General features: G+C 32.1%; 10 protein-coding genes. 3 read left to right on the top strand and 7 right to left on the bottom strand.

Annotation, left to right across the window (positions count from 1 at the left end):
- Positions 1-33: 33 nt before the first annotated feature.
- The 3 genes from ACH6EI_RS24545 to ACH6EI_RS24535 form a co-directional block, all read right to left on the bottom strand.
- On the bottom strand, positions 34-657 hold the full coding sequence (locus ACH6EI_RS24545) for a LysE family translocator (RefSeq protein WP_155017625.1): 624 nt from the start codon (positions 655-657) through the stop codon (positions 34-36).
- A gap of 249 nt (positions 658-906) precedes the next feature.
- Complete coding sequence (locus ACH6EI_RS24540) at positions 907-1,758, bottom strand: MurR/RpiR family transcriptional regulator (RefSeq protein WP_155017626.1); 852 nt, start codon at positions 1,756-1,758, stop codon at positions 907-909.
- Positions 1,759-2,035: 277 nt separating this feature from the next.
- Positions 2,036-3,412 carry an aspartate aminotransferase family protein gene (locus ACH6EI_RS24535; protein WP_155017627.1) on the bottom strand — a complete coding sequence of 459 codons (1,377 nt, stop codon included), beginning with the start codon at positions 3,410-3,412 and terminating at the stop codon, positions 2,036-2,038.
- 953 nt (positions 3,413-4,365) lie between these two features.
- Here ACH6EI_RS24535 and ACH6EI_RS24530 point away from each other — a divergent pair.
- Complete coding sequence (locus ACH6EI_RS24530) at positions 4,366-5,472, top strand: GerAB/ArcD/ProY family transporter (protein ID WP_155017628.1); 1,107 nt, start codon at positions 4,366-4,368, stop codon at positions 5,470-5,472.
- A gap of 195 nt (positions 5,473-5,667) precedes the next feature.
- On the opposite strand, the gene ACH6EI_RS24525 is transcribed toward ACH6EI_RS24530, so the two are convergent.
- Both ACH6EI_RS24525 and ACH6EI_RS24520 read right to left on the bottom strand, forming a co-directional pair.
- On the bottom strand, positions 5,668-6,498 hold the full coding sequence (locus ACH6EI_RS24525) for an STAS domain-containing protein (protein ID WP_397378301.1): 831 nt from the start codon (positions 6,496-6,498) through the stop codon (positions 5,668-5,670).
- A gap of 280 nt (positions 6,499-6,778) precedes the next feature.
- Complete coding sequence (locus tag ACH6EI_RS24520) at positions 6,779-7,252, bottom strand: hypothetical protein (protein WP_108674964.1); 474 nt, start codon at positions 7,250-7,252, stop codon at positions 6,779-6,781.
- A gap of 334 nt (positions 7,253-7,586) precedes the next feature.
- Here ACH6EI_RS24520 and ACH6EI_RS24515 point away from each other — a divergent pair, with 334 nt between their 5' ends.
- Positions 7,587-8,594 carry a DUF3231 family protein gene (locus ACH6EI_RS24515; protein ID WP_108674965.1) on the top strand — a complete coding sequence of 336 codons (1,008 nt, stop codon included), beginning with the start codon at positions 7,587-7,589 and terminating at the stop codon, positions 8,592-8,594.
- A 252-nt stretch (positions 8,595-8,846) separates the two neighbouring features.
- On the opposite strand, the gene ACH6EI_RS24510 is transcribed toward ACH6EI_RS24515, so the two are convergent.
- Positions 8,847-9,818 (bottom strand): helix-turn-helix domain-containing protein, encoded by a 972-nt coding sequence (locus tag ACH6EI_RS24510; RefSeq protein ID WP_155017629.1) that lies wholly within the window; start codon positions 9,816-9,818, stop codon positions 8,847-8,849.
- A 479-nt stretch (positions 9,819-10,297) separates the two neighbouring features.
- Here ACH6EI_RS24510 and ACH6EI_RS24505 point away from each other — a divergent pair, with 479 nt between their 5' ends.
- Positions 10,298-11,446, top strand: coding sequence for a tyrosine-type recombinase/integrase (locus ACH6EI_RS24505; RefSeq protein WP_397378298.1), 1,149 nt, complete (start codon positions 10,298-10,300; stop codon positions 11,444-11,446).
- A gap of 282 nt (positions 11,447-11,728) precedes the next feature.
- Here the strand turns inward: ACH6EI_RS24505 and ACH6EI_RS24500 are convergent, their stop codons facing one another.
- On the bottom strand, positions 11,729-13,921 hold the full coding sequence (locus ACH6EI_RS24500) for a DNA/RNA helicase domain-containing protein (protein ID WP_397378296.1): 2,193 nt from the start codon (positions 13,919-13,921) through the stop codon (positions 11,729-11,731).
- Between the last annotated feature and the right edge of the window lie 198 nt (positions 13,922-14,119).

The following is a 14,119-nucleotide window of genomic DNA, read 5'->3' as shown; positions in this document are numbered from 1 at the left end:
ATATCCTCTACTAATAGTTGAAATTAGAACTATTTATGTACGAGCTTTTTCCAGAGCGAGTTTTATACCAAATCCTATTAATATAGTACCTGTTATTCCCTCAATAACCTTTTGTGTCTTAGGCTTCTTCATAAACGCACTAATCTGGTTAAGTAAATAGATATAAAATAAATACCACACGACAGTTAATACAATATAAGTTATCCCAAGTATAAGAAATGGCATAAAAGTATGTCTTTCAGGATTCACAAACTGTGGTAGAAAGGTTAAGAAAAAAACAGCTATTTTTGGATTTAGTAGATTGGTAAGGAAACCTTGTTTAAAAGAAGACTTATTCTTATACTTACTTTCGACAACCGTTTCAGTTGTTTCTTGATTTCTTAATGTCCATAATGACTTGATACCTAAATAAATTAAGTACACCGCACCAATATATTTAAAGATAGAAAATAACAGAGCTGATTTCGCAATAATTGCCGAAAGTCCTGCAATAGCAGTTAGTGTGTGAATAGATAGCGCACAACAAATCCCAAGCATTGTCTTAAACCCTCCCTGTTTGCCACCAGTAAGAGTGTTTTTTGTCATGATAGCAGTATCTGGACCAGGTAAAATAATTAGAAATATGCATGTAATCACGAACAAATAAAAGTTTTCCATCTTATTATCGCCCCTCGATTAAAATAGTTCTGTATCTACAATTCTTACATTGTATTATAGGTTAATCATTTTATTAATTGAAGATAAATCCTATAATACTTCTTCTTTGTTTTTTTAAAACTAATGGATTCTTTTTTATGAATTCAAAAAAATATTATGTTAACTAAAGGTGTATATCGTATATAGCTTAAAAACAGAAAAAAACTACTGACTTATCAGCGATCAATAGTTTTTCCTGTGAGTGCTCAATTAAATTTTATGAAAAATATTAAATTTATCCCATAGTTGTTCAAGGGACTCTAGTTTATCTTGGAAATTTTCTTCTTTTTCTTTTCCTACAGATATAATTAGTGCATTTATGAGACTAAGTGGAGCTACGAATGAATCAATAAAAGTCGGCATTTGACTAGATGCTGTTAATGGGATATCTGCATAAGGTATTAGAGGCGATAATAGATTATCTGTTATTGCAACAGTTGTTGCTTCTTTTTCTTTTGCATACGAAAAAACTTTTATTGTACTTTCCGTATATCTTGCAAAACTGATTCCAATTACTACATCATCTTCATTTAAATCATATATACGTTCTGATACATTCTCAATTGAATGAATAAGCTCGACTTGTTCTAAAAGAAATTGCAAATAGTACTGTAAAAATACACCTAAAGCTGTAGCACTTCTATTTGCCACAATATATACCCTTTTAGCTTTAAGTAGGCTCTCTACCGCATTTTTAAAAACCTCAATATCTAGTCCATCTAAAGTGGATCTAATGTTTGAAATATCGTCTAAAAAGATATCGTATACGCTTTGATCCTGATCTTTATATACTTCTTTGGATATTTTTAACCTCTCAGTTGTTGTCAACTGTCGTTGGGCAGAACTTTGCATATATTGTTGAAGTTCTGGATAACCGGAACATCCTAAAAAAGTAGCAAAACGTACAACAGTCGCAGGACTAACCCCTGTAATCTTGGCTAACTTATCCCCCGTTAAAAAAGGAACTGTATTAGGATTTTCTAAAATGTATTTAGCTATCCTCAAATTTGATTTACTCATAGTAGGCATCTGTTCTGCAATATGTTTATAAACATTCTTCATTTAATAATCTCCTTCATTCTAATCAAGTTATGTGTAATAAAAAATTATTTTCAATTATATATCCATCATTATAAACTAAAATGCCCTTCAAAAAATTGATCAGTTTTAGAATACCCCTCTAGTTTATACCTTTAAGATTTTGAAAATATCACCAATAACAATTAGTCTATTCTTTTCCGAAAACATTCACATATTACATTGAAGCATGTAATAAAAATAAGAGCTATAACAAATTATGCATGTGCATAGTCGTTATAGCTCTTAGTAAATTGATACTTTATTTAGTGATTACACGCTGAATTGCTTGGTCATGTGCTGCTACTGTACGCTGAATATCTTCTTTTGTATGAACAACAGACATAGAATAACGATTAAGAGGTTTTGTATAAACACCTAGTTTTAATAACTCATAATCAATTTTTTCGCGTAGTTTTGTATCTGCTTTATTCATATCGCGATAATTTTTGATATTACCTTCACCAAGAATAATATTAAAAATACTACCCATACCAACTGTTTGCATAGTCAACCCGTGGGATTTATATATTTCTTCTAATTGATCCCTTAACAATCGAGTATTTGCAAATAATTGGTCCATTGTACCTTTCTGCTCCAATACATTAATTGTAGCTAAACCTGCCGCAAGTATAGTTGGATGACCATTGTATGTTCCACTATGGTATAGAGGATCTTGTTTATTCTTATTCTCTGCTCCAGCTGTTAAAATATCGCGCCCATCCCTGGCAGAACTAATCATCATAATTTCTTTTTTACCACCAATAGCTCCCACAGGAAAACCTCCGCCAAGTACTTTTCCTAAAGCAGTAATATCTGGTTTAACTCCATAGACTTTTTGTGCTCCACCAAGGGAAATTCTAAAACCTGTCTTTACTTCATCAAAAATCAACACAATATTAAGTTCCTCTGTAATCTTGCGGAGACCCGTCATAAAATCTTGATCAGCTGGAATAAATCCACCTTGGATAGGTTCTAAAATTACACCTGCCAATTCATGAGCATGAGCTTTTAAGATCTTTTCTGTTGCTTCTAGATCATTAAATGGAAGAATCACAGTATTTTCAAGATAATAGTCTGGCAGTCCTCTTGATTCTCCTACTGCTTTAGGGGTTGTTGCCTCCCCTGCTTGATCTATATCAGGATTCACACTGACTAAAACTTGATCATATCCTCCATGATAGTGACCTTCAAATTTCGCAATTTTTTCTTTACCTGTATAGGCAACTGCTGTACGAATAGCTAAAAGTGTAGCTTCTAATCCAGAATTTGTATAGCGAACCATTTCAATACCAGGATACAATTCAACCAATTTTTCTGCCATCGTCGTTTCCATTTTATGTGGTGTACCGAAAATAGTTGTACCTGACTCCATCATTTGCTTCGTTACAGCCTCAAATACTTGCTGATGTCCATGACCTAAGATGAGAGCACCATAACATAGGAGATAATCAATATATTCGTTTCCATCCACATCCAAAAGCTTACTTCCTTTCCCTTTCTCCATCATTAATGGATGAGGATTAAAGTATTTAATGTTTGCTGTAACTCCTCCTGGAATTACCTCGCATGCTTTGTTAAATAAACTCGCAGACTTTTTAGTCTTTTCAGAAAGTAATGTTTCTTCTTGAATTTTCATAAAAAAATCCCCCTGTACCATCAAAAATTGAAATTATTATTTCACATATAATTATAACACGAAATAATAATTTCAATATAGGGAGAATTTCTTTATTTATAGAAAAAGAAATTAAATAACTGACCTTTTACCGATAACATCTGTTATGGTAACTACAAATGCATAGGAAGAACCAACCTGTGAGCTCTAGAGGTTGGTTTTTCTGTTCTTGTAAACGGAGTATAGTAGAATTACTTATGTGATACCTCACGGTGTCTTGGATAGTTTGCTCATAGCAAAGTACTTTCATTCAAAGAACGAGCCAATTCATAATATAGGCAGTCATTTATATAAGTTTTTTTTGCTTTGCTATACGCATAGAATTGTATCTATAGAGATGGGCAAGATTAGCTTAGATAGAAAATAGTAAGAGGATAACCTAAATAACTCCACCGATTAGGAAAAGCAGGTACTTAAGTGAATTTTTCATAGTTTATTTATTTCTTTCTAAAAAACACCTTGGAGAAAAGATGTTTTTTCTCTTTTTATGCTCTTCAATTTACAAAGAAGAGCATTACTAAATAGAAGGTATTAGATAAAGCTACTTACTTTACTCTACCTTTAGTAAACAGTATAAATCTGTGTTTATAGGAAAAAATAAACGTAATATATTGTTTGTTGATGAATGGAAACGTATTTACATCACGTAATAAAGAAAAGGTAGGAAAAAATTATGGTTCTTTCTGTTTTATTACTTGGAACTATAGGCGTAATTTCAGAGAAACATCTTTTTAAAGCAGGCAGTTCAAAGAAGGAGCGTTTAATTTTCTTGCTTTTCTTGTGCTTCTCCTTGATTCTATCCAGTTTAGATGTACTACACATACAGGTTCCTAATATTTTAAATGGCTTAACCACAGTCTTTCATTATCCAAATAAACTTTTACCTTAAAGATTCTTAGAAGGTGCAAACACATATGAAGAGTGATACATATCAAATGAATACCATTCATATTAGTTCAAAACAGTTTTTTATTATTACGATTCTATTTATCGTAGGGGATGCCGTTTTGTATGTCCCAGCGCTTATTATAAAAGAAGCAGGTCACAGTATGTGGATTGTTGGATTACTCAGCTTATGTGAAGGGATGTTACTGGCCTTTTTGTATGCTAAACTGGGAAATCAGCTTAAAACAAATAGCCTTATGGAGTTTTTAGAAAGGGTTAGTGGCAAATGGTTAGGAAAAATACTTGGGGGTTCTTTTTTATTTTATATATTTGTTGACCTTCTCTTAATGATTTATGAGATGGGATCTTTTATGGTGACGATTATTATCACGGAAACACCCATTGAGTATGTTATTATCGCTTTCCTACTAGTTGTTATTATCGGGGTTAGGTTAGGACTAGAAACCATCGTACGTTCTGCTCAAATCCTTTTTCCATGGTTTATAGGCCTGTACCTCTTGCTTATCTTTTCAAACGTATCTAACGCTACATTTGAGAATCTCCAACCCTTGTTTGAGAAAGGGACCTACCTAATCATAAAAGGGAATTTTTCAATCATATCCTATACGCTAGAAACGGTTATTCTTCTTTTTCTTTTTCCCTATGTAACAAAGAAAGAAAAGGCTACCCAAGCTTATATAGAAGGGGTTACGGCAGGCCTCTTTTTATTAATTGTTATCTCTATATTTGCATTAGCTGTTTCGGGTTTTGCTGTTTTGAAAATGCAGCTTTATCCAAGCTATATGTTAGGGCAGACTTTGCAACTTAGCTTTTTTAATCATATTGAGGTTGTTATAGCTATTATTTGGTTTATCAGTTTGTTTTTTAAAGTAGCCATTTGCTTTTTTGTATTAACTCAAGCCTTATCTGAAATATTAAAGGTCCAAGAATATAAGATTCTAACGTTTCCACTTGGTATGCTCATATTTGTTTGTTCCATTCTTTTTATTTCTAATAACACATACCTAGGTAATTTTATATCTTCTACGTGGATATCGTATTCAATTACGTATGGCGTTTTGTTTCCTTTGTGTTTGTTGATATTAAGTTGGATAAGGAGTAAATTACGCAATTAAGCTATGGTAGGTATTACTTATATACTTGTAGTGTCTTTTTATGAACAAAAAAAGAGCTTTATCGTAAAAGCTCTTTTTCATTATATTTATGGGTAAAAAAACTTATAGTTCTCTTATATTACAGAATCTATAGATTTACTCATTGTTGTATTATTTGTATTACTTTAAGCTTACTTTAATCTATGCTCATATTATTTAAGCTATTGTATTGAGAGCATTTGTGTAAGCTACAGCTTGATGTAAGCTTGCAAAAGTTTTAACATGGTCAACTTTAATTCCTAGGCCTACCATCGTTTGAGCAATTTCTGAACGTATACCACTAAGCACAACTTTTACCCCTATAAGTCCCAAACCATCTATAACTTTAAATAATTGATCTGCTACCATGGTATCAATAATAGGAACAGCAGATAAATCCATAATGAGCCAAGCTAAATGGTATTCACTACTTTTTGTTAATGCGTTTTCTATCAAGATTTGAGCTCGTTTTGTATCCAAATCACCTACTAAAGGCAGAATACCAACTGTTTCAGTCATACGAACAATCGGTACAGAGAGCTCATCAATGGCATACTGAGCATATCTAATGTTTTGCTTATAATCGTTAAGATAAGTCTTACTAATATACTGTGTAGCACAATCAATAATTGAATTAAAGTGGGAGATAATAGAGTAAAACTCTTTAATGGAAACCTCTTGCTTATCCAATTCTTCTAGTATCATATCTCCAATGATGTCCCGGTAGTAACTAATTTCTTCTAAAGCAAGGTTTAAAGGAAGGTCACGTTCTACTAGTACATTGGCCATTTTCCCCGCCCAATTTTTAATGAGAATAGCAGCCGTCTCTTTATCTGAAATAATTGCTTGGGCGTAAATCGTTAATAGATCAAGGCGAAAAGGTGTTAGTTCTGTATGAATATCATGGAACTCCGCAAGGTCTTGTTTCTTCCTATCTGCAAGTTCCTCTTTTTGTTGAATAATTTTATCTTTAACCGTTTGTAATCGTTGGACATTTAGTAATTTCACAAGGCACTTCTCCTCATAGTTATAATATATAAGGTATAAATAAGCCGTCTACCTTTTAAAGGGAAGAAGGTTTGCTTTTCATTGTACCACACGTTATTACCTTTTAATGACTTATAACTAGTTGAGGAAGTAATTACCTGTCGTTTGAAGTATCTGTCATGAATAGATTCCATAATCCTTGTAAGTCTAAATAGAATACTCTACATTTCAAAGCTAAAAAAAGAAAAGCTCTTGACAATTCAGGAGTTTTTCTTTTTTATATTAAAGTGGCGTTTTCCTATTACTTACATTCTAATAGGTTATTTTCAAGCTTACGTATCCACTTATAGCACCCTAGCATAATTAAGAGGAGAAAAGGATCAATAATAGCTGAGTAACCTAAATTCCACCAGCCATAATGAAAGTACCCCCAGGGTTCAGGAAGTAATGTAAGGAGTTCATAAAGTAAAATACCTACTAACCAAAAGATAAAGTAGCAAATTTTTTTCTTAATAGGTCTTTTAAAAGGGTACCAATTAAGAAAAATCATGTTGACAGGTGGAAGCAGTACAGTATGGACAAGGATTCCTTTCCAATCAGCTTGTTTTGTAAAATACCAGTAGGCGTGATATTTTAAATCGATAAAAACATCAAACATATGTTGAAAAGCAATAGTAAATGTCCAAATATGAAAAATCTGATTCCCTGTTAATTTTTTATTTGTGGTAAATGCAAATAAGTTAAATACGATAATAGCAATAACAAGTCCAATCATATCTTCTAGGGTCCTTTTCAGCCTAAAATAATTATATTATTGAATATAAATTCTCTTTAGGCTGGTTTTTATTATGAAAAATATTGCAATTCAACTGTAGAATCTATTGCACGACATATGAAAAAGAAAGCGTAGTCTCTCCTCAAAAGAGGTAATTTTTTAGTGATAATGATTTTTTATAATTTCTCCATAAAATATAATTTGATTCAAATAAAGAAAAGGTATCCTCTAACTAAATCCTCTTTGCTACAAAAGTAAAAGGGAGTGTTTTAAGAATACTTACAGAGTGATTTCACATACTAAAGGCAAATTATATTTGCAAGGAGATAAGTACATGGGAACCGAACATAATGTTAAATTGAGTGCTGCAGAAATTGCACAACTGTGGTCATCTTACATGAATAGCAGCATGTGTCACTGTTTATTCACCCATTTCTTGAAAGTTGTGGAAGACAACCAAGTACAAACTATTCTAGATAAAGGTTTAGAATTAACACAAATTCATTTACAGAAATTAACTACTATTTTTCATAAAGAGAAATTTCCTTTACCACAAGGGTTTGTTGTAAAAGAAGACGTAAATACTGCTGCTCCAAAATTGTTCTCGGATAGCTTCATGTTATATTTCAGCTCTAGTATGGGGGCCATGGCTCTTAATTTTTACGCTGTTGCGAAGGCAGCATCTGTACGATCGGATGTAGACACATATTTTTCTGAGTGTATTCGTGAACTTAGTGAATTTGATAGTTTAACTAAAAATTTATTATTGTCAAAAGGGTTATTCATCCGTTCACCGTACCTGAGCCCTCCTCAAGAAGTAAGGTTTGTTGAGGATCAAACGTTTATGTCTGGTTGGTTCGGTCACAAAAGACCTTTATCAGCAATTGAAATTACAAATCTTTTCTTAAACTTACAAAAGAACGCTATGGGGAAAGCTGTAATGATAGGATTTAGTCAAGTCGCTCAGTCAAAGGAAGTAGGAAGGTTTATGGTACGTGGAAAAGAAATTGCGTCTAAACATACAGAGATATTTGGTTCTGTATTAAAAGACGATGACTTGCCAGTACCTATGACTTGGGATAACGAAATAACCGATTCAAAAATCCCTCCTTTTTCCGATAAAATGATGATGTTTATGACAACAGCTTTGATTGGTCTCAGTATAGGGCTATATGGCGCATCGATGGCAACCAGTATAAGAAAGGATCTATCTGTCGATTATGTCCGGTTGGCTGCAGAAATTGCTAAATATGCAGAAGATGGTGCAAAGATGATGATAAATAATGGTTGGCTGGAGGAACCACCACTTTCGGAAGATCGTGACAAATTAGCTAATACGTAAACTATAAGCCATAAAGGTAATACTCCGAAGTAAACTATATCAATAAAGGCTCTCATCCTAACTTGAGAAAAGATATATTATATATGAATGAATATAGTAAAAACTACCAACTTGTGAAAGAAGGTAGTTTTTACTTTTCGACTTTATCCAATGATGCCTCACGGCTTCTTAAGTATTTTACGCACTTAAGATATAAGCTATTCACATAGATAGTTCAGCATATACGAATAGCTTATATTGATTATCTGTATTTTATAATTTTTGTACAGCATATAGTAACAATTCTTCAATATTTCTTTTACCTAGCTCTTTCGCTTTTTGTTGCAATTCTTCTTTCAAATCGCTTGATAGCTTTACACGTACCACTTCCAAATCGCTATCAATATAAATGCCACGGCTACGTTTATTAATCTTTCCTGAGACAAGAACCGACTCTAATAATTCAATGATTTCTTGAGCTGATTCTGTCAACAGTACAGGTTTGATTTCAACTATAAATTGTTCTTTCTCTTCTTGTGGCGTAATTCTCATGTTAGTTGGACTTAGGTACTGATAAAATAAATCCATAAGCTTATAAAGTTGTGATTTTGCATAAGCTGTTTGCTTAAAAGCAAATGTTGCATAGCCTTCTTTCGTAATCGGTTTTTTTGATTCAATTTTATAGGCTGCTTCATAGCCTCGATCAAGTAATTCTTCTACTGTTATCTCTTCATGTTGCTCTGTAACAGCCATAATTGGATCTTCTACCGAGATGATACGTGCAAACTGCTCTTTTTCTTCACCTTTTTTTACAAAAAGCTGAAATAAAGCCACATTTTGTTCAGCATGATAGAAATGACGCTTACTCGGTTTGCGCCCAACTTCATGTGTACGCTTAAATTCTTCTAAATCTTCTTCATTGACAAAATAACAATTAATTCCTCGATATTCTTCTTGGAATGCTGGTAACAGCTCTTGCTTAATATATTTATTGACCGTTGTAACCGAGATATCAAGTTGCTGGGCTACCTCTTTTGTCGTAAGTCCAGGCTTCTTTAATTCTTCTTGCAAACGAACGACATCTTCGATATCAAATTCATAGCGTCCTTCGATATGCCAGTCATCTTTATTAATAGGATTTAATTTTCCTTGCTGAATATATGTATAAATCGTTTTCTTTGATGAAATAGATAACATCTCCATCACATCTTCAATAGTAATAATTTTAGTAGGATTATCAATCATAACATACACTCCTATTCTTTTTTCTTCATCTAATAATTAATTATATCATATATACATATAGTTAGAGTTTAAAAGTTTTTATAATCAATATGTAAATGTTATAACTAACTTATAAATATTTATGTTTTATTATTTACTCTAAGTGATGACAAATAGGAGATTTTTCTACAAATGATATAAATAATAAACTATTCTTATAAAAAGTAAGTTTACACTTTTACTTTTAAATAAGTTACAATTAATAAGTAATAGGTATAATAAATAATTTTAAACAAGTATTTAATTATAGAAACATTAGATAATTAATTAAAATAATTAGTAGTTTAAATATTGTTATTGATATTATTAATACGTTTTAAAGGTTATTTACCGTCTACATCTATATAAATACAAACTTAACCCACACATAGAGAAGAAAATATCTTAATACAAGGGAGAACTATAAATAAGATGGCATGTTTTACGAAAGGAGAGGTTTTATGCAAAATTTCTCGTTAGTACATATAGGAGCAGAAGTAAGGGAAAGAAAAGGAGATTTCAATAAAATCGTTTCACTAATGCTGGACACTACATACTACGATGCCTTAGAAGAAAGAAATGAGCATCACCAGCGAAAAAATGAAGATATGTTTAGTGATTTTACGGATGAAGAAATGATGTACTACTATGTCCATCAACGAAAGCATATTCGAAAGGATCGAGAACGAAAAGAAAATACAAAAACCGAATACTTACGAATTTTGTTGCAGTTTTATCAGTATGCTGTAGAAAGTGAATCGTTCCTACGCCAAGATGTAGACAATTATATAGATGAAACTATTTTTAAAAACCTACGTCCTTGGCATATACGGAACTACCAGAATTATTTAAGCACCGCATTGTTAGGTAAGGGAGGGAAACCTTATTCACCTGCAACTTTAGACACAAAAATGACGATTTTAAAAAGTTTTATGAAATGGTTACATGAAACGAAATATATTCAGCATTCGTTATATAAAGAAATCTTAAGCACGTCACTATCTGAGCAAGAAATTCCAAATCGAGATTTGTACTACCATGAAGTTAAACAGCTTCTAGACTACTACAAAGATCATTCCATTAATTATGGATTATTAACAATGTTGGCTATGACCGGATTGCGTGTACAGGAAATAGCCAAAGCTTCGTGGGGAGATGTATATTTAGACAGTTTAAGTGGCCACTATCGATTAAGAGGAGTAGGTAAGGCTGGGAAAAAATTCGATAAGTTACTTCATCCATCCCTATATGAACGCATTCTTGCTTTTCGAGAACGACGTCATGTCAGTATAGCATTAAATTCAAGTGATAAAGGTCCAGTGTTTCCAACTAAAGATGGTGGGTATTATCAATATAAAAACTTAAGTAATTATATTGCCCGTATCATTGAACGAACAGAATTACCTTTCGTAAAAGAACGGAATGACAGGATTACGCCTCATTATTTTCGTCATTTTTATGCGATCTATAGTCGGCAGCAGGGAGCAGACATCTTCTTAATTCAAAAGGAGCTGGGCCATAGTGACCGTAAAACAACGGAACGTTATCTAGAGAAGGTTTTGCAGCGTGAACAAGAAATTGGGCTGATTTGGAAAGATCAAGACTTTTAAACATCATGGTATTTGAGTTTTAGATATATATACGATATATAAATATAAACTTTGATAAGAAGCTATTTTTGCACTCGAAAAAAGTAGCTTCTTACCTTCAATAATTACAGAGTTTGGATATGTAATTATAGATTCCCCATCGTTATCAGAAAGTCATTTTGAATATGAAGAAAACAAATATTTTTTCTATATTTATTTCAAATTTGTGCATCAATGTCACGAACATGCCTCGCTTAAGCTCTTTAAATATTTCTCTTCTGCACTCTTTCCAAATTGCCTCCTTTATGTCAAATCTTCCTTATAATAAATATCAAGGTCTTTTGCTCCACATTTAATCAAAAAGTCTCTGGTCTTATCATTTTCACACCAGATTACAAGCTTTTTTCTAGCTCTAGTTAACAAGACTCTGTACTTATCAAAAATATATTTTTTTTCGTCGTTAAGTATATTTTCACTAACAACTAAACAATCTTCCTCGTTAACAATCAAATCGTTCCCCCATCTTAATAACACTAAATCTAACTCAAGACCCTGACATGCAAATTCACTTATCATTATTTTCAATTCATTGCTTTTTCCACTAAACCATGGGCCATAAACCTTTTCACTATCTGCTGTTCTGACAAATAAAGGAAACAATCCATCGGTTTTTCTTCCACGAAATCCAGTAGAAGAACCAATCCACCCATAAGAATGATTATCCTCTGCGTAGAAATAATCTTTAGCAAATCTTTCTGCTATTTCACGACTACCAGTTATTGCAATCTCAAAACTACCTAATTGATATATTAAACTTTTAGCTTTTGAATTTTCTGATTTAAAAATACAATCTATCCAGCGATGCCATTCACTCCAATATAAGGACCTTATGCTTACATCTAAAAGTAATTCTTTCCTAGAAAAAAATCTTCGGTCATGGTTAAAGTTGTGAGATATGTTATTTGGAAGTAAAAATAACCAACTTCCTTTCTGTGCTACTGCATTTTCTAACCATTTATCAATAGTTCCAACTTCTTTTTTGTTAATTATTTGACCTTCTCCAATTAAGGCGATTAACACTCCCCATTCCTGGTCTGCAATTTTTTTAAATAAATTTTCAATTTGATGTTCCCATACTCTCTGCGCTTCATCAAATATAACAATCGGGAAAGTGACATTTGAGCTCTCAAAAGCTCTCATACCCATAATTGTAGATCTTGCAAAATCTTCAGCAATTCTTCTATCATGCTCTATCAACATACTATTTATATGATCTAAGGTAAATGAATTAAGTATAGCATGTGGGATTCCTAATTCATTTACCAGCCTTACTAAAAGCTCTTTAACTAATTCTATTGTATAGATAGGTATGGGATCTACTGCAACTTGATTTTGATTATATATACCTTTAAAAATAAGATCTTTTAATAGTTGCACATTAATATCATGAGGGTTGATATTATGTAATTCAACTAATTTAATCACATATTCAAAGATATTTGTAACTAATTCTTGAGAAACCAATGTTTTTTCTTCTATTCGTCTTTTCTTACGATCCTCTATCACAGCATCAACTACTTTTAATCTTAGAAGTACATCTAAGGGCCCGTTCCCCGTTATATATATGCTGTTTCCAATATCACGTGACTCTCCTAGAGTTCCAAACCCCACCATAGTCTTCCCAGCCCCTGGTACACCTTTTACAACAATGAGAGCATGTTTTTTTCTCTGTTCACAATAATCACATGCCTTTTTAATTAATTCAATGCAATTTATTACATTATCACTTCGATTGATGTATAGATCTGGAATTCTTCTATTTACAAGCAAATCTATTCCCTCAATAAGAATTCCAGGATGAGGTTGAAAGTGACCTTCCACCCATTTTCTTGGTTCAATAACATTTGTTTTAGTCAACTCTGATTTTTCTACTATATCTATAGCTAAATCTTTATAAATTCCCTCTTTTCTTGCTTCTATACTTATATCTAACATCGAAGAATCAACTTTAGATGTGTTAGTTGTTGTCCAAAATAATAACCAAGGTAAGATTACTGAATTTTTACTATAGCTGTGAAAATGTTTAATATCATTAATGTAGTCTGTAAACCTACTCATTTCACCGTCTGTTATGTTACTACCTTTAAACTCTATTACATATATGTGATTATTAGGTAAAATCAAAATGAAATCTGTTCTAAGTCCTGAACTCCCTGGTATAACATACTCTGCTACTACCCACGCAGTATCTTCCAAAGAAGGATTAAGCGATATCACTTTTTTAAGTGTATTCTTAAATAATTTATATGTACTCTTCCATGATTCAATATTCCCTTGTTGAACCTCAAAATTTTCAAGATTTAAATCTTTTTTAACGCCATTAATAAAATCGGTCATTAGCTCATGAAATTTCTTATTTTTTGGGTTTGCTCCTTGCTTTTCCTCAATATTAATAAATTCTGATATAGTACCAGCCCATCCGTAAAATTTTTTCATCTCTTCACCTTTAATAGTTATTTGTTCCTAACCAATAGATTTATAACCTATATTTCTGTCTAATTATATACATTTTATAACAAAAAACGATACAATAAAACTACTTATATAGATAAAATTGATACTAAAGTAATATTTTATTTATTAACACGTATTAAGGTGAGAGATCGGAGTAACTTTATGAGCTGTAATAGTTTA

It is taken from the genome of Priestia sp. JSM ZJ58, from assembly GCF_044383985.1.
Taxonomy (GTDB): domain Bacteria; phylum Bacillota; class Bacilli; order Bacillales; family Bacillaceae_H; genus Priestia; species Priestia zanthoxyli.
The sequence above is the reverse complement of the archived record's forward strand: the minus strand, read 5'-3'. Positions and strand labels throughout refer to the sequence as shown.